18 protein-coding genes are annotated in these 17,835 nt (G+C 73.4%); 8 read left to right on the plus strand and 10 right to left on the minus strand.

Features of this window, described 5'->3' with window-relative positions; translation table 11 throughout:
- Positions 1-57 precede the first annotated feature (57 nt).
- On the minus strand, positions 58-1,761 hold the full coding sequence (locus IG05_RS0126700; protein WP_030346519.1) for a DAK2 domain-containing protein: 1,704 nt from the start codon (positions 1,759-1,761) through the stop codon (positions 58-60).
- 258 nt (positions 1,762-2,019) lie between these two features.
- On the opposite strand from IG05_RS0126700, the gene rpmB reads away from it, so the two are divergent.
- The 3 genes from rpmB to IG05_RS0126715 all read left to right on the plus strand — a co-directional run bounded on the left by rpmB (position 2,020) and on the right by IG05_RS0126715 (position 6,586).
- The gene (gene rpmB / locus IG05_RS0126705) at positions 2,020-2,205 is read left to right on the plus strand and encodes a 50S ribosomal protein L28 (protein WP_004924906.1); all 186 of its coding nucleotides are present in this window, start codon (positions 2,020-2,022) and stop codon (positions 2,203-2,205) included.
- A 116-nt stretch (positions 2,206-2,321) separates the two neighbouring features.
- On the plus strand, positions 2,322-5,348 hold the full coding sequence (locus IG05_RS0126710) for an ATP-binding protein (RefSeq protein WP_030346522.1): 3,027 nt from the start codon (positions 2,322-2,324) through the stop codon (positions 5,346-5,348).
- Positions 5,349-5,383: 35 nt separating this feature from the next.
- Entirely contained in the window at positions 5,384-6,586 is a 1,203-nt protein-coding gene (locus IG05_RS0126715; RefSeq protein ID WP_030346523.1) for an FAD-dependent monooxygenase, read from the plus strand.
- Between the two features lie 4 nt (positions 6,587-6,590).
- Here the strand turns inward: IG05_RS0126715 and thiD are convergent, their stop codons facing one another.
- Positions 6,591-7,385 (minus strand): bifunctional hydroxymethylpyrimidine kinase/phosphomethylpyrimidine kinase, encoded by a 795-nt coding sequence (gene thiD, locus IG05_RS0126720; RefSeq protein ID WP_030346524.1) that lies wholly within the window; start codon positions 7,383-7,385, stop codon positions 6,591-6,593.
- Positions 7,382-8,347, minus strand: a complete 966-nt coding sequence (locus tag IG05_RS0126725; RefSeq protein WP_030346526.1) for a thiamine-phosphate kinase — start codon at positions 8,345-8,347, stop codon at positions 7,382-7,384. The genes thiD and IG05_RS0126725 overlap by 4 nt, the downstream gene beginning before the upstream one ends.
- A 204-nt stretch (positions 8,348-8,551) precedes the next feature.
- Here IG05_RS0126725 and IG05_RS0126730 point away from each other — a divergent pair, with 204 nt between their 5' ends.
- Both IG05_RS0126730 and IG05_RS0126735 read left to right on the plus strand, forming a co-directional pair.
- A complete protein-coding gene (locus IG05_RS0126730; RefSeq protein WP_030346529.1) occupies positions 8,552-8,785 on the plus strand; it encodes an Lrp/AsnC family transcriptional regulator in 234 nt (77 codons plus the stop codon).
- 20 nt (positions 8,786-8,805) lie between these two features.
- The gene (locus IG05_RS0126735) at positions 8,806-9,327 is read left to right on the plus strand and encodes a DUF3515 domain-containing protein (protein WP_030346531.1); all 522 of its coding nucleotides are present in this window, start codon (positions 8,806-8,808) and stop codon (positions 9,325-9,327) included.
- 11 nt (positions 9,328-9,338) lie between these two features.
- Here IG05_RS0126735 and IG05_RS0126740 read toward each other — a convergent pair whose 3' ends face one another.
- From IG05_RS0126740 to IG05_RS0126750, 3 genes are all read right to left on the minus strand, one after another.
- Positions 9,339-10,496 (minus strand): D-alanine--D-alanine ligase family protein, encoded by a 1,158-nt coding sequence (locus IG05_RS0126740; RefSeq protein WP_030346532.1) that lies wholly within the window; start codon positions 10,494-10,496, stop codon positions 9,339-9,341.
- A gap of 126 nt (positions 10,497-10,622) precedes the next feature.
- Entirely contained in the window at positions 10,623-11,633 is a 1,011-nt protein-coding gene (locus IG05_RS0126745) for an NAD(P)H-dependent glycerol-3-phosphate dehydrogenase (protein WP_030346534.1), read from the minus strand.
- Positions 11,630-12,409, minus strand: a complete 780-nt coding sequence (locus IG05_RS0126750) for a lysophospholipid acyltransferase family protein (protein ID WP_030346536.1) — start codon at positions 12,407-12,409, stop codon at positions 11,630-11,632. Before IG05_RS0126750 ends, IG05_RS0126745 begins: the two co-directional genes overlap by 4 nt.
- 152 nt (positions 12,410-12,561) lie before the next feature.
- On the opposite strand from IG05_RS0126750, the gene cofC reads away from it, so the two are divergent.
- Positions 12,562-13,266 (plus strand): 2-phospho-L-lactate guanylyltransferase, encoded by a 705-nt coding sequence (gene cofC, locus IG05_RS0126755; protein ID WP_051790293.1) that lies wholly within the window; start codon positions 12,562-12,564, stop codon positions 13,264-13,266.
- Positions 13,267-13,271: 5 nt separating this feature from the next.
- Positions 13,272-13,475 carry a hypothetical protein gene (locus IG05_RS49490; protein WP_030346539.1) on the plus strand — a complete coding sequence of 68 codons (204 nt, stop codon included), beginning with the start codon at positions 13,272-13,274 and terminating at the stop codon, positions 13,473-13,475.
- 71 nt (positions 13,476-13,546) lie between these two features.
- On the opposite strand, the gene IG05_RS0126765 is transcribed toward IG05_RS49490, so the two are convergent.
- The 4 genes from IG05_RS0126765 to leuC all read right to left on the minus strand — a co-directional run bounded on the left by IG05_RS0126765 (position 13,547) and on the right by leuC (position 16,878).
- The gene (locus IG05_RS0126765; RefSeq protein WP_030346540.1) at positions 13,547-14,212 is read right to left on the minus strand and encodes an HU family DNA-binding protein; all 666 of its coding nucleotides are present in this window, start codon (positions 14,210-14,212) and stop codon (positions 13,547-13,549) included.
- 136 nt (positions 14,213-14,348) lie between these two features.
- On the minus strand, positions 14,349-14,579 hold the full coding sequence (locus IG05_RS0126770; protein ID WP_030346541.1) for a hypothetical protein: 231 nt from the start codon (positions 14,577-14,579) through the stop codon (positions 14,349-14,351).
- 275 nt (positions 14,580-14,854) lie between these two features.
- Positions 14,855-15,448 carry a 3-isopropylmalate dehydratase small subunit gene (gene leuD, locus IG05_RS0126775; protein ID WP_030346543.1) on the minus strand — a complete coding sequence of 198 codons (594 nt, stop codon included), beginning with the start codon at positions 15,446-15,448 and terminating at the stop codon, positions 14,855-14,857.
- A 2-nt stretch (positions 15,449-15,450) separates the two neighbouring features.
- A complete protein-coding gene (gene leuC, locus IG05_RS0126780; RefSeq protein ID WP_030346545.1) occupies positions 15,451-16,878 on the minus strand; it encodes a 3-isopropylmalate dehydratase large subunit in 1,428 nt (475 codons plus the stop codon).
- A gap of 206 nt (positions 16,879-17,084) precedes the next feature.
- Here leuC and ndgR point away from each other — a divergent pair, with 206 nt between their 5' ends.
- Entirely contained in the window at positions 17,085-17,801 is a 717-nt protein-coding gene (gene ndgR, locus IG05_RS0126785) for an IclR family transcriptional regulator NdgR (RefSeq protein ID WP_009320373.1), read from the plus strand.
- Positions 17,802-17,835 lie beyond the last annotated feature (34 nt).

The raw sequence follows: 17,835 nt of genomic DNA on the forward strand, positions 1-17,835 counted from the left end.
GCGGGGGCGGGCTCGCGCGACGCGGCCTCGTCCGGCCGGGCCGGAGCAGGGGGCGGCTCACTCCACGCCGACGAGCAGCAGGGCTCCCTGCCGGCCGCCGTGGTACACCACCGTGTCCACGGCCAGGTAGGTCTCGCGTACGTGGGTCTCCAGGTGGGTGGCGACGGTCCGCGGCGCCTCGTCGCCGACGACCAGCGTGACCAGCTCGCCGCCGGCCTGGAGCATGCGGTCCAGGACGGTCCGGGCGGTGGCGGTGACGTCCGTGCCGATCACCGCCACGTCGCCGTCGATCAGACCGAGCACGTCCCCGGCCTGGCAGATGCCGGCCGTCGTCCACGACTCGTGCTCGGCGACGGCGACCTCGGCGTACCGGGTGGCGCCCGCCGCCGAGGTCATCTGGACGACGTCCTCGTCGAAGCGGCGCTCCGGCTCGTGCACCGCGAGCGCGGCGATGCCCTGGACCGCCGAGCGGGTCGGGATCAGGGCCACCCGGATGCCCTCGGTGCGGGCCTGCTCGGCCGCGGCGGCGGCCGTGTGGCGCAGCTCGGCGTCGTTGGGCAGCAGGACGACCTCGCGCGCGTGGGCGCGCCGTACCGCCTGCACCAGTTCCCCGCTGGCGGGCGGCTCCCCGGGGCGCGCGAGGACGGTGGTCGCGCCGGCCTCGGTGTACAAACCGGCCAGGCCCTCACCCGGTACTACGGCGACGACCGCGCGCTGGGCCCGCTCGCGCGGCGGACGCTCCCGGCCGGTGTGCACGTCCCCGAGCCCGAAGTGGGTGATCCGGATCCGGTACGGCCGCCCGGCCTCCACGCCGGCCTCCACGGCGGCGCCGGCGTCGTCGACGTGCACATGGACGTTCCACAGGCCGTCGCCGCCGACCACGACCAGGGAGTCCCCGAGGGCGTCCAGCCGCGCGCGCAGCCGGGTCACGGCCGTGTCGTCGGCCTCCAGCAGGTAGATCACCTCGAACGCGGGCCCGTCCGCGCCGGCCGCGTCGGCGCACGGGCCGCCCTCGGTCCCGCACCCCGGGACCTCCTCCACGCGCGCGTGGGCTTCCGCTGCGGTCCCCGGGGACCACGGGACCCCGCGCGACGGGATCTCCCGCACCGCCTCCCCCGTGACCGCCTCCACCAGCGCGCCCAGCACCGCCACCAGCCCGCGCCCGCCCGCGTCGACCACGCCGGCCCGCTCCAGCACGGCCAGCTGGCCCGGGGTCGCCGCCAGGGCGGCCCGCGCGCCCTCGTAGGCGGCGCGCGCGACCGTCCCGCAGTCGCCCCCGGCCCCCTCGGCGGCGTCGGCGGCGGCCGAGGCGACCGTCAGCACCGTGCCCTCGACGGGGTGGGCCACGGCCTGCCGGGCGGAGTCGGCGGCCCGGCGCAGGGCCAGCCGCAGCGCCGGGCCGTCGGTGTGAGCGGCGTCACCGGCGTCCGCGAGGACCTGCGCCATGCCGCGCAGCAGCTGCGCGAGGATCGTCCCGGAGTTGCCGCGGGCCCCGATGAGCGCCCCGTGGGCCATGGCCCGTACCGCGTCCGCCAGTGCGGGCTCGGCGCAGCCGGTCCCGTACCCGGCGAACACCGCCTCCACGGCCGTCGCCGCGGACTCCAGCGTCAGGTAGAGATTGGTCCCGGTGTCGCCGTCGGCCACCGGATAGACGTTGATCGCGTCGATCTCCTCACGGGCCCGCCCCAGGGCCCGGAGCGCCAGACCGCACCAGGTGCGCACCGCGAGAGCATCGAGGAATGTCTGCGGCACCTGCGCCACCTGCGCCTCCCTGAGCTGGCTGGACGTGGGACGCAGCGTAGACCCCGGATCGCCGGGTTCCGGAGGAGGGCCGGGAGCGGGGGCCTGATCTGCCATGGTAGTTTCGCTGTACGGACGCAGTCGTTGTATGCTGCTCCGGTTGCCCGATCCCGATCGGGCCATTCCCCCTGGCAACGCCACTCAGATTCAGGTCTTAGGATCTCGATCCCGGCATGCCGGGATCAACCGTAAGTGCATCTGAAGTCTTTGGAGTGACCCGTGGCTGCCAACTGCGACGTCTGCGGCAAGGGGCCGGGCTTCGGCAACAACATCTCGCACTCGCACCGCCGTACGCCCCGCCGCTGGAACCCGAACATCCAGCGTGTGCGTACCGTGGTCGGCGGGACGCCGAAGCGCGTGAACGCCTGCACCTCGTGCATCAAGGCCGGCAAGGTCTCGCGCTGACGCTACAGCTGAGCGCGCGGCCACTGCCTGGTTCGCTGCACTGAGCCGGTCCACCTCCGGGTGGGCCGGCTTTTTGCCGTACCCGCGAACGGTTCCGGGCTGCCAGAATCCACGGAATGCGCTTCGGCATCCTGGGCCCCACCCAGATCCACACCGGCGACGGCACCCCCGTCGACCCCGGCGGCCCCCGGCCCCGCGCCCTGCTCACCCTGCTGCTCCTCGACGCCGGCCGCCCGGTCCCCGTCGAGCGCCTCCTGGACGGCCTGTACGGTGCCGAACCGCCCGCCGGGGCCCTGGGCGCCCTCCAGTCGCAGATCTCCCGGCTGCGCCGGCGGCTCGCGCCGCACACCCGCATCGACGCCGTCCCCGCGGGCTACACCCTCGCCGTCGGCCCGGACACCGTCGACGCCCACCGTTTCGCCCGGCTGGCCACCGAGGGCCGCGGCGCGCTCACGGCCGGCGACCACCCGCGCGCGGCGGCCCTGCTGCGCGACGCCCTCGCGCTGTGGCGCGGCCCCGCGCTGCCCGACCTGCCGGACGCGCACGCCGACCGGGCCCGGCTGGAGGAGCTGCGGCTGGCCGTCGTACAGGACCGGATCGAGGCCGAGCTGGGCACCGGGGGCGGCCCGGAGCTGGTGCCCGAGCTGCGGGCGCTGCTGCGGGAGCGGCCGCTGGACGAGCGGCTGTACGGGCAGCTGATGCGGGCCCTGCACGCGGCCGGGCGGCCCGCCGAGGCGCTGGCCGTGTTCGGGGAGGCCCGGCGCACGCTCGCCGACGAGCTGGGCGCCGACCCGTCGCCCGGGCTGTCCGCGCTCCACCTCCGGCTGCTCCGGGACGGCACCGGCGCCCCGGCCCGGCCCCGGCTCCCGGCCCAGCTCACCCGCTTCGTGGGCCGCGAGACGGAGCTGGCCCGGATCGACCGGGCGCTGGCCGGGTCCCGGCTGGTGACGCTGACCGGTCCCGGAGGCGTCGGCAAGACCCGGCTCGCGCTGGAGGCGGCCCGTGCCCGCACCGGCGCCGGGGTCTGTCTGGTCGAGCTGGCGCCGCTCGCCGACGGCGCCCGGATCCCGTACGCGGTGCTGGCGGCGCTCGGGGTGCGGGACGGCTTCCGCAGCCCGGCGGCCAACGCCCTGGACCGGCTGCTGGAGGCACTGGCGGACCGTGAGGTGCTGCTGGTGCTCGACAACTGCGAGCACCTCGTCGAGGCGGCCGCGCGGACGGCCGCACTGCTCCTGGCCGCCTGTCCCGGGGTCCGCGTGCTGGCGACCGGCCGGGAGTCGCTGGGCATCACCGGCGAGGTGCTGGTGCCGGTGCCGCCGCTGCCCGAGGAGCCGGCGGTACGGCTGCTGCTGGACCGGGCGCGCGCGGTACGGCCCGATTTCGGCGGCCACGCGCGCGTGCCGGAGATCTGCCGGGCGCTGGACGGGCTCCCGCTGGCGATCGAGCTGGCCGCGGCGCGGCTGCGCACCCTCTCCGTGGACGAGCTGGCGGACCGGCTGCACGACCGGTTCCGGGTGCTCGCGCGCGGGGACCGGGCCAAAGCGCCCCGGCACCGCACCCTGCGCGCGGTGGTCGAGTGGAGCTGGGAGCTGCTGGACGCCGGGGAACGGGACCTGGCGGGCAGACTGACCGTCTTCGCGGGCGGCGCCACCCTCGACGCCGTCGCGGCCGTGTGTGGGGTGCCGTACCCGGAGGACCCGCTGGCGTCCCTGGTGGAGAAGTCCTTCCTGGAGGTCTCCGACGGCCGCTACCGCATGCTGGAGACCATCCGCGCCTTCGCGGCGGAGTCGCTCACCGACCGCCGGCAGCCGGACCCCGAGCACCTGCGCGCGGCGCACGCCGCCTACTACCTGCGGCTGGCCGAGCGGGCGGAGCCGTTGCTGCGGGGCGCGGACCAGGTGCGCTGGCTGGAGCGGCTGGCCGCCGAGCAGGAGAACCTGGACGCGGCGCTGCGGTACCTGACGCGGACGGCACCGCGGGACGCGCTGCGGCTGACGGCCGCGCTGACCTGGTTCCGGCGGCTGCGCGGACTGCACGGCGACCGCGTGCCGGGTGCCCGGGCACTGCTCGCGGCGGTCGGCGCGGAGCCGCCGCCCGGGCTGGCCGAGGAGTACGCGCTGTGCGCGATGAACGCCGTCTCCGGGCGGGGCGACGACCCGGAGGACGCCGGTCTGATCGCGCGCGTGGCCGCCCTCATGGACTCGTTCGACCGCCCGCTGCGGCTGCCGTTCACGGTGATCCTGTGGTCCCTCACGGGCGGTCCGCAGCCGACCGCGGACGAGGGCGTGCGCGTGCAGCTGGGCCGGGAGCCGTGGGGCCTGGCCCTGCTGGACGTGGGCCTCGCCTACCAGGCGCTGTTCGCGGGGCGGCCCGCCGACGCGGAGGCGGGCTTCACGCGCGCGTGGCAGGGCTTTTGCGGCACCGGCGACCGCTGGGGCATGGCCAACTGCCTCGATCCGCTGGGCGGGTTCGCGTACGGCCGGGGCGAGTACGCGCGGGCGCTGGCCCTGCTGGACGAGGGCCTGGTCCACGTCCGGGAGCTGGACGCGCCGGAGGAGACCGCGGACCTGCTGCGCACGCGGGCGGTGGTGCTGCTGGCCCAGGGGGCGCCTGAGGAGGCCGCCGCGCATTTCACGCGCTCCGGCGAGCTGGCCCGTACCGCCGGGGCGGGCGACAAGGTGGCCGGTGCGCTGCGCGGCCTGGGGGACACGGCCCGGCTGGCCGGGGACACGGCACGCGCGCGCGTGCACTACGAGAACGCCCTGGAGGCCTGCGCGGCCACCTGGTTCAGCGTCGGCGAGACGGTGCGGATCCTCATCGGGCTGGGCCGTACGGCCGCCGCCGAGGGCGACCGGGACACCGCCGGGGAACGGCTCGCCCAGGCCCGTGCGCAGGCCCTGGAGTCGCGCGACACGCTCCTGCTCGCCGATGTCGCCGACGCGCTCGCGGCCCTCGCCCCGCGCCCGGAGCGGGCGGCCGAACTCCTCGGCGCCGCCGCGGGCCTGCGCGGCGCGGCCCTGCCCGGCGACCCGGACGTCGCCCGGACGACGCGGCACACGCGCGCCTGCCTGTCCGCGGCGGCCTACGCCGCCGCCTACGAACAGGGCCGCGGCCTGCGGTCGGCGGCGGTCAGCGAACGGTAGGCGCACGGTAAGCGGGGCCCGGGACAGTGGCCGGCATGACGAAGACACACCGCCTCCGCCATCTGTCCGTCCTGATCTCCGGCGCCAGCGTCGCCGGTCCCGCCCTCGCCCTGAACCTGGTCCGCCACGGCGCTCGGGTCACGGTCGTCGAGAAGGCGCCCGCCCTGCGCGCCGGCGGCTTCGCCGTCGACTTCCGCGGGCACGTGCACCGCACGGTGCTCACCTCGATGGGCATCTGGGAGGAGGTGTGGGCCCACCGGACGCACATGGGCCGGCAGAGCGTCGTCGCCGCTGACGGCACTCCGCGCGTGGACCTGCCCGCGGAGCTGATGAGCGGCGACGTGGAGATCTTCCGCGGCGACCTGGCGCGGATCATGTACGAGCGCACCAAGGACGCGGTGGAGTACGTCTTCGGCGACTCCGTCACGGCGCTGACCGACACCGGCCGGGGCGTCGAGGCCGCCTTCGAGCGCGGCGCGCCCCGCCGCTTCGACCTGGTCGTCGGCGCCGACGGCCTGCACTCGGACACCCGCCGCCTGGTCTTCGGCGACGAGTCCGGCCACCTGCGCTTCCTGGACCACTACGTGGCCGGCTTCAGCCTTCCCAACCACCTGGGCCTGAACCGCACCGGCCGCCTCTACAGCGAGCCCGGCCGCTGCGTCTGCATGAACAACTACGACGGCGATCCGGAGCGGGCCGGCGCGCTGCTGGTGTTCCGGTCCGGGCGGCTGGCGTACGACCGCCGGGACGTCGCGGCGCAGAAGCGGATCCTCACCGAACGGTTCACCGGGATGGGCTGGGAGACGCCGGCCGTGCTCAAGGGCCTCGCGGCGGCGGACGACCTGTACTTCGACGCCATCGCGCAGATCCACGTCGACCGGCTCACCCGGGGCCGGGTGGCGCTGCTCGGGGACGCCGGGTACGGGGCGACGATGGGCGGCATGGGGACGGGCGTGGCGATCGTCGCCGCCCATGTCCTCGCCGGTGAGCTGGCCCTGGCGGACGGCGACCACCGGGTGGCGCTGGCCGCCTACGAGAGCCGGATCCGGGACTTCGCCAAGGGCTGCCAGAAGATCTCCGGCAACGCGGGGCCGTTCTTCGCCCCGCCCACCGAGCGGCGCATCCGCAGCCGGGACCGGACGTACCGGCTGCTCGCCTCCCGGCCGCTGGCCGGGTTCTTCAAGCGGCTGACGCAGAAGGCGGCGACCGCGATCGAACTGCCGGAGTATCCCGCCTGAGCCCTCAGCGGCCGTCCCGCCGCAGCGCCCACCCGTGGTCGACGGGGCCGATGCCGGCGCCGAGGGCGAACCCGGCCGCGATCGCCCCGGTGACGTACTCCTTGGCCGCGACGACCGCCTCCGGCACGGACCGCCCCCGCGCCAGACCGCAGGCGATCGCGGAGGCGAGGGTGCAGCCGGTGCCGTGGGTGTGCCGGTTGTCGAGGCGGGGGGCCCGCAGCAGGTGTTCCTCCGTGCCGTCGGTGAGCAGGTCCACGGCGTCGCCCGCGAGGTGTCCGCCCTTGATCAGCACCCAGCGCGGCCCGAACTCCAGCACGGCCGCGGCGGCCGTTCGCAGATCGTCCTCGGACCGGACGCGGACGCCGGTGAGTTGGGCGACCTCGTCGAGGTTCGGGGTGGCCACGGTCGCCACCGGCAGCAGCCGGGTCCGCACGGAGTCCAGGGCGGAGGCCGCCAGCAGCGGGTCGCCGTGCTTGGAGACGCCGACCGGGTCGACGACGGCCGGCGCGTCCGTACCGGAGATCAACTCGGCGACCGCCCCGACCAGTTCGGCGGAGGCCAGCATGCCGGTCTTCACGGCCTGGACGCCGATGTCGTCCACGACGCTGCGGTACTGGGCCCGGACCGCTTCCACCGGCAGCTCCCAGGCGCCCTGGACGCCCGTGGAGTTCTGCGCGGTCACCGCGGTGAGCACGCTCATGCCGTGCACGCCGAGGGCGAGCATGGTCTTCAGGTCGGCCTGGATGCCGGCGCCGCCGCCGGAGTCCGACCCGGCCACGGTCAGGACACGGGGGATCACGACTCGATGTCCCCGAAGTGGTCCCAGCCGCCCTTGCTGGTCCAGGGCGCCCCGTCGACGGTCACCTGGGGCAGCGCGGAGGGGTTGAGGACCTCGCCGATGACCTTCCAGCGGGCCGGCAGCTTGGCGTCCGGCGGGAAGGTCGCCACGATGGCGTGGTCCTCTCCCCCGCTCAGCACCCACTGCAGCGGGTCCACGCCGACGGCCTGCCCGATGTCGTGCATCTGCGTCGGGATGTCGATGGCGCCGGAGCGGATGTCGATGCGGACCTTGCTGGCCTCGGCGATGTGCCCGAGGTCGGCGATCAGGCCGTCGCTGACGTCGCACATCGCGGTGGCGCCGAGCGCGGCGGCGGCCGGGCCCGCGTGGTACGGCGGCTCGGGGCGCCGGTGGGCCTCCACGAAGGCACGCGGCGAACGGAAACCGCGGGCGAGCACGGCGTACCCGGCCGCGGACCAGCCGAGCCAGCCGGTGACGGCCACCAGGTCGCCGGGCTGGGCACCCGCGCGCGTGACGGGCTCCTGGTTGCGCAGATCGCCGAGCGCGGTGATCGACACCATGATCGTGTCGCCGCGTACGACGTCCCCGCCGACCACGGAGGCGCCCGCGACCTGGCACTCGTCGCGCAGGCCGTCCATCAGCTCGGTCGGCCAGGTGACCGGCAGCTCGGCCGGGACGACCAGGCCCAGCAGCAGGGCGGTCGGTACGGCGCCCATCGCGGCGATGTCGGCGAGGTTCTGCGCGGCGGCCTTGCGGCCGACGTCGTAGGCCGTGGACCAGTCGCGGCGGAAGTGCCGGCCCTCCAGCAGGATGTCGGTGCTCGCCACCACCCGGCGGTCGGGGGCGGCGACCACCGCGGCGTCGTCGCCGGGGCCCACCCGGACCGCCGGGGTGGTGGTGAGACGGGAGGTCAGCTCCCTGATGAGCCCGAACTCACCTAGCTCACCCACTGTGCCCTTCATTGCCTCAAGCCCCTTCTGTGCCGTGCCCTGCCCGGTAGCGCGTCCCCAGTGTCCCCGATACGGTCGAGGTGACCGTCAACTCCTGTCGTGCCTGCACCCTGGCGCGCAAGCCCGGTCCCCGCGGGTCTCCCCGCGGGGTGCGGCAACGCGATACCGTGGCGTTCCTCTTCCCCACATGATCCTCGTGGCCGCCTTGGAGGTTCCGTGGTACAGGCGTACATCCTGATCCAGACGGAGGTCGGCAAGGCGTCGACCGTCGCCGAGACGATCGCCAAGATTTCCGGAGTCCTCCAGGCCGAGGACGTGACGGGTCCGTACGACGTCATCGTGCGCGCCCAGGCGGACACCGTCGACGAACTCGGTCGCATGGTGGTCGCCAAGGTCCAGCAGGTGGACGGCATCACGCGCACCCTGACCTGTCCGGTCGTGCATCTGTAGCCCCCGTCTACGCTTGGCCGGTGAACATCTTCCGTCACCGGCCTCTCGCCCTGCTCGCGCCGGCCCTGCTGGTCGTGGTCGCGGGCTGCTCCTCCGCAGGCGACAGCGACACCGTGGCCGTTCCCACCCCCGACGCGAAGACCGCCCCGCTCTGCCGGGATCTGGACAAGGTGCTGCCGCGGAAGGTGAACGGCGCGAGCCGCCAGGACCCCGAGCCCCGGTCCGCCTACACGGCGGGCTGGGGAAGCCCGGCGATCATACTGCGCTGCGGCATCGTCCGGCCGCCGAAGATGGTCGATCCCAAGGTCGCCCTCGGTGACGACCCGGACGCGGTCGGCGGCGGGGTCAACGGGGTGGAGTGGCTGATGGAGAAGGAGGACGACGGGACGTGGCGGTTCACCACGTCCGGTCGTCGCGCGTACGTGCAGGTGACCCTGCCGAAGAAGCTGTCCGGGGCGGACGACAGCGCCCAGGTGCTGATGGACCTGGCGTCGGCCGTCAAGAAGGCGATCCCCGAGGGGCTCGCCTCCATGCGGTACTGAACGGCCGCGGGTCAGCGCAGTCCGGTGGAGCGGCGCAGCGCCGCCTGCACCAGGCGGTCGACCAGCTCGGGGTAGCTGATCCCGCTCGCCTGCCACATCTGCGGGTACATCGAGATCGGCGTGAAGCCGGGCATGGTGTTGATCTCGTTGATCACGAACTCGCCGTCCTCGGTGAGGAAGAAGTCCGCGCGGACCAGGCCCTCGCAGGAGGCCGCCTCGAACGCCTCGACGGCGAGCCCCTGCACCTCGGCGGTCTGCTCAGGAGTGAGCGGGGCCGGGACGACGCCGGGCGTGGAGTCGATGTACTTGGCCTCGAAGTCGTAGTACGCGTGCGCGTCCGGCGGCGGGATCTCGGCCGGGACGGAGGCGCGCGGCCCGTCCTCGAACTCCAGCACGCCGCACTCGATCTCGCGGCCCCGCAGGGCCGCCTCGATCAGGATCTTCGGGTCGTGGGACTGCGCCTCGGCGATCGCCTCGTCCAGCCCGGACAGGTCGTCGACCTTGGTGATGCCGATGGAGGAACCCGCGCGCGCGGGCTTCACGAACAGCGGCCAGCCGTGCTCACCGGCGAAGTCGATGATCCGCTTGCGGGCGGCGGACTCGTCCTGCGCCCACTCGCGGGGGCGGATCACCAGGTACGGGCCGACCTTGAGCCCGAAGGAGGTGAACACCCGCTTCATGTACTCCTTGTCCTGGCCGACGGCCGAGGCGAGCACGCCCGAGCCGACGTACGGCACCCCGGACAGCTCCAGCAGGCCCTGCAGGGTGCCGTCCTCGCCGTAGGGGCCGTGGAGCACCGGGAAGACCACGTCGACCTCGCCGAGGGCCTTGGGCACGGAGCCGGGCTCGCTGTAGACGACCTCGCGGTTCGCGGGGTCGACGGGGAGCACCACGCCGCCCTCGTGCGACTCCGCCAGCTCGGCCACGCTGGGGGTACGGCGGTCGGTGATGGCCATCCGCTCCGGCTCGTCGGCCGTCAGCGCCCAGCGGCCGTCCGAGGTGATGCCGATCGGCAGGACGTCGTACTTCGTCCGGTCGATGGCCTTGAGGACGGCGCCCGCGGTGACCACGGAGATCCCGTGTTCGGAGCTGCGCCCGCCGAACACGACGGCCACGCGCGGCTTGCGCGACGGCTGCTCGGGGCTGTGGGGAAGGTTCTCGGTGCTCATATCGCGTTGAGAGTACCCGGAGGTAGCGGCCAAGTCAGCGCGCCCTCCCGGGCGGTCGCTCAGCGTCGCGCGGACGGTCGCACAGCGTCGCGCGACGGGCCCGGGACGGACCGCCCGGGGCCGCTCTCAGCGGCGTTCGGGCTTGGCGCTGCGCGCCATCAGCTCCTTGAGCGCGGCGACCGGCGACTTGCCCTCGTGCACGATGCCGACGACCGTCTCGGTGATCGGCATCTCGACTCCGTGCCGGCGGGCCAGATCCAGCACGGACTCGCAGGACTTGACGCCCTCGGCGGTCTGCCGGGTGACCGCGATCGTCTCCTCCAGGGACATGCCCTTGCCGAGGTTGGTGCCGAAGGTGTGGTTCCGGGACAGCGGCGAGGAGCAGGTGGCCACCAGGTCGCCCAGTCCCGCCAGACCGGAGAAGGTCAGCGGGTCTGCGCCCATCGCGAGGCCGAGCCGGGTGGTCTCGGCGAGGCCGCGGGTGATGAGCGAGCCCTTGGCGTTGTCACCGAGTCCCATGCCGTCGGCGATGCCGACCGCGAGGCCGATGACGTTCTTGACCGCGCCGGCCAGTTCGCAGCCGACCACGTCGGTGTTGGTGTACGGCCGGAAGTACGGCGTGTGGCAGGCGGCCTGGAGCCGCTGGGCGACCCGCTCGTCGGTGCAGGCCACGACGGCGAGGGCGGGCATGCGGGCGGCGATCTCGCGGGCCAGGTTGGGTCCGGTGACGACCGCGATCCGGTCTGCGCCCACCTTGGCGACGTCCTCGACGACCTCGCTCATCCGCATGGTGGAGCCGAGTTCGACGCCCTTCATCAGGGAGACCAGGACGGTGTCCGGGGCGAGCAGCGGGGACCACTCGGCGAGGTTGGCGCGCAGGGTCTGGGAGGGGATGGCGAGCACGGTGAAGTCCGCGTCCCGGAGCGCCTCGGCCGCGTCGGCGGTGGCGCGCAGGTTCTCCGGGAGTTCCACGCCGGGCAGGTAGTCGGGGTTGGTCCGGGTGGAGTTGACCGCCTCGGCCAGCTCCGCGCGGCGGGCCCACAGGGTCACGTCGCAGCCGGCGTCGGCGAGGACCATGCCGAAGGCGGTGCCCCACGAACCGGTGCCCATGACGGCCGCCCGCACAGGCTTGCTCACTTGCTCTGCCCTTCCGCTTGCCTGGCCTGCCTTGCCTGCGTCTGCGCCTGGGTGCGGCGGCGCTGCTCGATCCGCTCACGGCGCGGGTCGTACGGCCTCTCGGGCGCCTTCTCGCCGCGGATCTGCTCCAGCTGGCGGGTGATGGCGGCCATGATGACCTCGGTGGCCTCCTTCAGCACCTCCGGCGTCATCTCCTTGCCGTAGAAACGGGAGAGGTCCACCGGCGGGCCCGCCAGCACGCGGTGCGTCTTGCGCGGGAAGAGGCTGGGCTTCCTGGCGTACGGCGGCAGCAGTTCGTTGGCGCCCCACTGGGCGACCGGGATGACCGGGCACTTGGTCTGCAGGGCGACGCGGGCGGCGCCGGTCTTGCCGGTCATGGGCCAGCCGTCCGGGTCGCGGGTGAGGGTGCCCTCGGGGTAGAAGGCCACGCACTCGCCGCGCTCGACGGCGTCGATGGCGGCCCGGAAGGCGCTCAGGGCGTCCGTGGACTCGCGGTAGACGGGGATCTGTCCGGTGCCGCGCATGGCGGCTCCGACGAATCCCTTCTTGAAAAGCCCGCTCTTCGCCAGGAATCGCGGGACCCGCCCGGTGTTGTACTGGTAGTGCGCGTACGCGAAGGGGTCCAGGTGGGAATTGTGGTTCACCGCGGTGATAAATCCGCCCTCGGCCGGAATGTGCTCCATTCCACGCCAGTCCCGCTTGATCAGAACCACCAGCGGCGGTTTGCAGAGCACCGCGGCGAAGCGGTACCAGAAGCCGATTCTGCGGCGGGACACAAGGACACCTTCCTCTAGGGCTGCCACCCCGGCGGGGGCCGCACAAGTCTGGCCCCGGGCCGCCGGTCTGTCGAGAACACCGTACGCCCCGCTCCCCGCGGCGCCGGATGACCCGGGGACAATGTGCGGGACGAGAGAGGGACGGTACGCCGGTGCAGTGGACCTTGGTCATCCCCCTGAAGCCCTTGGCGCGGGCCAAGAGCAGGCTCGCGGACACCGCCGACGACGGGGTACGCCCGGCGCTGGCGCTGGCGTTCGCGCAGGACACGGTGGCCGCGGCCCTGGCCTGCCCGGCGGTGTCGGATGTGGCGGTCGTCACGGACGACGAGCTGGCCGGCCGGGAGCTGGCGGCGCTGGGGGCGCGGATCGTCCCGGACGTCCCCGGCGGCGGCCTGAACGCCGCCCTGGCGCACGGCGCGGCGGTCGTACGGGACATACGCCCCGGCGCTGCGGTCGCGGCCCTGAACGCCGATCTGCCGGCCCTGCGTCCGGCGGAACTGTCCCGGGTGCTGAGCGCCGCCGCGGAATTCCCCCGGGCTTTTCTCACCGATGCGGCCGAGGTGGGCACGACTTTGCTGGCGGCGGCCGGTGACCGTGAATTGCGTCCGGTGTTCGGCGTGCATTCCCGCATGCGGCACCGGGCGTCGGGCGCGGCGGAACTCGCGCTGGCTGGGGTCGATTCCGTCCGGCAGGACGTGGACACCGGTCAGGATCTGCGGGCGGCGCTGGCCCTCGGGGTGGGGCCGCACACGGCGGCGGTGTCGGCGGCCCTGGCGGTGGGCGCCCGGCCGGCCCCGGCGGCCCCGCGTCCGGCGGCGGGCGGCCCCGGCGGCCGGCGGCCGGAGCCACTACGCTGACGGCCATGCAAGCCACCGCGTTCACCTACGACCCGGAGACCCGCAGCGGGCAGGTGCTCCTCGACGACGGCACCCCGGTGCCGTTCGACCGCGCCGCGTTCGACGCCGGAGACCTGCGGCTGCTGCGCCCCGGGCAACGCGTGCGGATCGAGACGGAGGGCGAGGGGGGCACCCTCCGGATCACTCTCGTCACCCTCCAGACCTTCTGACCGCCCTTGTACACACCGCGGGCCGGGCTCCCCTGGGGAGTCCGGCCCGGCGCGTGAATGCCCTGGCGGTCCTACGACGTCGCCTTGCGGGCGGTGGTCTTCTTCGCGGTGGTCTTGCGGGCCGTCGACTTCTTCGCCGGGGCCTTCTTGGCGGTCACCTTCTTCGCCGGGGCCTTCTTCGCCGTGGTCTTCTTCGCGGCGGTCTTCGTCGCGGCGGTCTTGGCGGTCGCCGTGGTGGTCTTCTTGGCGGCGGGCGCCTTCTTCGCCGTGGTCTTCTTGGCGGTGGCCGTGGTCTTCTTCGCGGGCGTCGTCTTCTTCGCCGCCGTGGTCTTCTTGGCCGCACCGGCCGTCTTCTTGGCGGCGGCCTTCTTGCCGACGGCCTTGGCGATGGTGGGCGGCGGGCCGGACAGGCTGCCCTTGGGCGCCTTCTTCACGGCGACCTCGCCACCGCGCGGCAGCTTCTTCGAGCCGCTCACCAGGTCCTTGAAGCCCTGACCGGCGCGGAAGCGCGGCACGGAGGTCTTCTTGACCCGAACCCGCTCGCCCGTCTGGGGGTTGCGGGCGTAGCGGGCGGGACGGTCCACCTTCTCGAAGGACCCGAAGCCGGTGACCGAGACCCGCTCGCCCGCGACGACCGCGCGGACGATGGCGTCCAGGACATGATCGACAGCGTCGGCGGCCTGCTGGCGGCCACCCACCTTGTCGGCAATCGCTTCTACGAGCTGCGCCTTGTTCACGTCTTCCCCTTCGGAGACTTCGCCAGAACGAAAGTGTTCAAGCTTTTTCGCACGTTAGGCAGATATATACCGCAAATCAAACACGAAACGGGCTTATCACCCTCGTGCCGCAACGGACTCGGCCGTCCCGGACGGTTCAGCGGTCCTCTTCGGGGATGCGACCCGCGTCGAGGTCCGCCGTGAACCGATCGAGCCGCCTTGCCGCGTCGGCGAGATCGTGCTTGGCCGCGGCCGTAATGACCAGCAGCTTCCGGGTCAGCGCCATCCGTACGCCCTCCGGGACTTGCAGTGCGCGCACCTTTGCGTGCGCTTCCTTGAGCTGGTTCGCGACCGCCGTATAGAGCTGGAGTTGGCCGTCGTGTTCCATGCACAGATTGTGCCATCTGGGGCGAGTTGTCGCCTGCGCAGGGGGCAACTGCCGCCTCAAATGGCCTTCCAGGCACTTGCGGTGGACGCGAACACAGCACTCACGTACCCAAACAACGGCCGTCCTAACGTGGGCAGTTGGGCTGAGCTGGGCTTGGTCGCAGGGCCGTTCGGGTGCAGACATGGCTGTACCCCCAATCGTGGCGATCGGGGGTACAGAGGGGGTGTTGCGGTGGCCGAAATCCGACCCGGTCCGGGGGTCCGCGGGGGCCCGGATCAGACCTGGAGCGTCCGCGGCTTGTAGGCGGGGCGCTTCGACTCGTAGGTGGCGATGTCGGCCTCGTTCTGGAGCGTGATGGAGATGTCGTCCAGGCCGTTCAGCAGCCGCCAGCGGGAGTTCTCGTCCAGCTCGAAGGAGGCGGTGATGCCCTCGGCGCGGACCTCACGCGCCTCAAGGTCCACAGTGACCTCAGCAGTGGGGTCCTGTTCGGTCAGCTCCCACAGCGCGTCCACGGTCTGCTGGTCGAGCACGACCGTGAGCAGGCCGTTCTTCAGCGAGTTGCCGCGGAAGATGTCGGCGAAGCGGGAGGAGATCACGGCCTTGAAGCCGTAGTTCTGCAGCGCCCAGACGGCGTGCTCGCGGGAGGAGCCGGTGCCGAAGTCGGGGCCGGCGACCAGGACGGTGGCGCCCTGCCGCTCGGGGCGGTTGAGGACGAACTCCGGGTCCTTGCGCCAGGCCTCGAACAATCCGTCCTCGAAGCCGTCCCGGGTGACCTTCTTGAGCCAGTGAGCAGGGATGATCTGGTCGGTGTCGACGTTGCTGCGGCGCAGCGGGACGGCCCGGCCGGTGTGGGTGGTGAAGGCTTCCATGGTTATCGGGCTCCAGCGGGCGCGGGGACGTCGGTCAGGTCGGCCGGGGAGGCCAGGTGGCCGAGGACGGCGGTGGCCGCCGCGACCTGCGGCGACACCAGGTGCGTACGACCGCCCTTGCCCTGCCGGCCCTCGAAGTTGCGGTTGGAGGTGGAGGCGGAGCGCTCGCCCGGGGCCAGCTGGTCCGGGTTCATGCCGAGGCACATCGAGCAGCCCGCGTGCCGCCATTCGGCGCCGGCCTCCTTGAAGACCACGTCCAGGCCCTCGGAGACGGCCTGCAGACCCACGCGCGCGGAGCCCGGGACGACCAGCATCCGTACCCCGTCGGCGACTTTGCGGCCCCGCAGCAGGTCCGCGGCGGCGCGCAGGTCCTCGATGCGGCCGTTGGTGCAGGAGCCTACGAAGACGGTGTCCACCTCGATGGAGCGCAGCGGCTGGCCGGCCTCCAACCCCATGTACTCCAGGGCCTTTTCGGCGGCGAACCGCTCCGAAGCGTCTTCGTACGAAGCCGGGTCGGGGACGTCCGCCGAAAGCGGCGCGCCCTGCCCGGGGTTGGTGCCCCAGGTGACGAACGGCGACAGCTCGGTGGCGTCGATGACGACCTCGGCGTCGAAGACGGCGTCCTCGTCGGTGCGCAGCGTCTTCCAGTACGCGACCGCGGCGTCCCAGTCGGCGCCCTCGGGGGCGTGCGGGCGGCCCTTGAGGTAGGCGAAGGTGGTCTCGTCGGGGGCGATCATGCCCGCGCGGGCGCCGGCCTCGATCGACATGTTGCAGATGGTCATCCGGGCCTCCATCGAGAGCTTCTCGATGGCGGAACCGCGGTACTCCAGGATGTAGCCCTGGCCGCCGCCGGTGCCGATCCGCGCGATGATCGCCAGGATCAGGTCCTTGGCGGTGACGCCGTCGGGCAGCTCGCCTTCGACCGTGATCGCCATGGTCTTCGGGCGGGCCAGCGGCAGCGTCTGGGTGGCCAGCACGTGCTCGACCTGCGAGGTGCCGATGCCGAACGCCAGCGCGCCGAAGGCGCCGTGCGTGGAGGTGTGGGAGTCGCCGCAGACGACGGTGGTGCCGGGCTGGGTCAGACCCAGCTGCGGGCCGACGACGTGCACGACGCCCTGCTCGACGTCGCCGAGCGGGTGCAGCCGCACGCCGAACTCGGCGCAGTTCTTGCGCAGCGTCTCCAGCTGGGCCCGGGAGACCGGGTCGGCGATGGGCTTGTCGATGTCGAGGGTGGGGGTGTTGTGGTCCTCGGTGGCGATGGTGAGGTCGAGGCGACGCACCGTCCGGCCGCTCTTGCGCAGACCGTCGAAGGCCTGGGGGCTGGTCACCTCGTGCAGCAGGTGCAGATCGATGTAGAGGAGGTCGGGCTCGCCCTCGGCGCGCCGGACGACGTGGTCGTCCCAGACCTTCTCCGCGAGTGTCCTACCCATCGCTTTCCCTCCGGCCGGCAAGCGTCCACCGACCCAACTAGAGATCTTGAGGACGGTGGCTGCCCTTCTCGGGGCCCCTGAACGTCGTGATTCCGGGCGTCCACCGCCAGGCCCGTTGGTCTGCGGGCCGCTGTGTGATTCCAGGGTGGCGCGTTCCACGGAAAATTGAACTTGCGTTTCACAGAGTGAGACGTGAGTATCGTTGCATGGACAACAGTAGCGGCGTCGGCGTTCTGGACAAGGCGGCCCTCGTCCTGAGCGCTCTGGAGTCCGGTCCGGCCACCCTCGCGGGTCTGGTCGGGGCCACCGGACTGGCACGACCCACGGCCCACCGCCTGGCCGTGGCCCTGGAACACCACCGCATGGTGGCACGCGACATGCAGGGCCGGTTCATCCTCGGCCCGCGCCTCGCGGAGCTCGCGGCGGCGGCGGGCGAGGACCGCCTGCTCGCGACGGCGGGCCCCGTGCTCACCCACCTCCGTGATGTCACCGGCGAGAGCGCGCAGCTCTACCGTCGCCAGGGCGACATGCGGATCTGCGTGGCCGCGGCGGAACGCCTGTCCGGCCTGCGGGACACCGTCCCGGTCGGCTCCACGCTGACCATGAAGGCCGGCTCCTCGGCGCAGATCCTGATGGCCTGGGAGGAGCCCGAGCGCCTGCACCGGGGCCTTCAGGGCGCCCGTTTCACGGCGACGGCCCTGTCGGGCGTACGGCGGCGCGGCTGGGCCCAGTCCATCGGCGAGCGCGAGCCGGGCGTCGCGTCCGTCTCCGCGCCCGTGCGCGGCCCCTCCAACCGCGTGGTGGCCGCCGTGTCCGTCTCGGGCCCCATCGAGCGCCTGACCCGTCACCCGGGCCGCATGCACGCCCAGGCGGTCATCGACGCCGCGGCCCGCCTCTCGGAGGCCCTGCGCCGCTCGGGCTGAGCCGGCGAGCAGTAACCCCGCCCCCGGGAAGGGC

The sequence above is a fragment of the Streptomyces sp. NRRL S-1022 genome, from assembly GCF_000720135.1.
Classification (GTDB): Bacteria; Actinomycetota; Actinomycetes; order Streptomycetales; family Streptomycetaceae; genus Streptomyces.

Coding starts and splice junctions, on each gene's coding strand:
- IG05_RS0126710 (WP_030346522.1), top strand. CDS start 2,322: ATGCGCTTCGGCATCCTGGGCCCCACCCAGATCCACACCGGCGACGGC.
- IG05_RS0126715 (WP_030346523.1), top strand. CDS start 5,384: ATGACGAAGACACACCGCCTCCGCCATCTGTCCGTCCTGATCTCCGGC.
- IG05_RS0126725 (WP_030346526.1), bottom strand. CDS start 8,347: ATGAAGGGCACAGTGGGTGAGCTAGGTGAGTTCGGGCTCATCAGGGAG.
- IG05_RS0126740 (WP_030346532.1), bottom strand. CDS start 10,496: ATGAGCACCGAGAACCTTCCCCACAGCCCCGAGCAGCCGTCGCGCAAG.
- IG05_RS49490 (WP_030346539.1), top strand. CDS start 13,272: ATGCAAGCCACCGCGTTCACCTACGACCCGGAGACCCGCAGCGGGCAG.
- IG05_RS0126770 (WP_030346541.1), bottom strand. CDS start 14,579: ATGGAACACGACGGCCAACTCCAGCTCTATACGGCGGTCGCGAACCAG.
- leuD (WP_030346543.1), bottom strand. CDS start 15,448: ATGGAAGCCTTCACCACCCACACCGGCCGGGCCGTCCCGCTGCGCCGC.
- leuC (WP_030346545.1), bottom strand. CDS start 16,878: ATGGGTAGGACACTCGCGGAGAAGGTCTGGGACGACCACGTCGTCCGG.
- ndgR (WP_009320373.1), top strand. CDS start 17,085: ATGGACAACAGTAGCGGCGTCGGCGTTCTGGACAAGGCGGCCCTCGTC.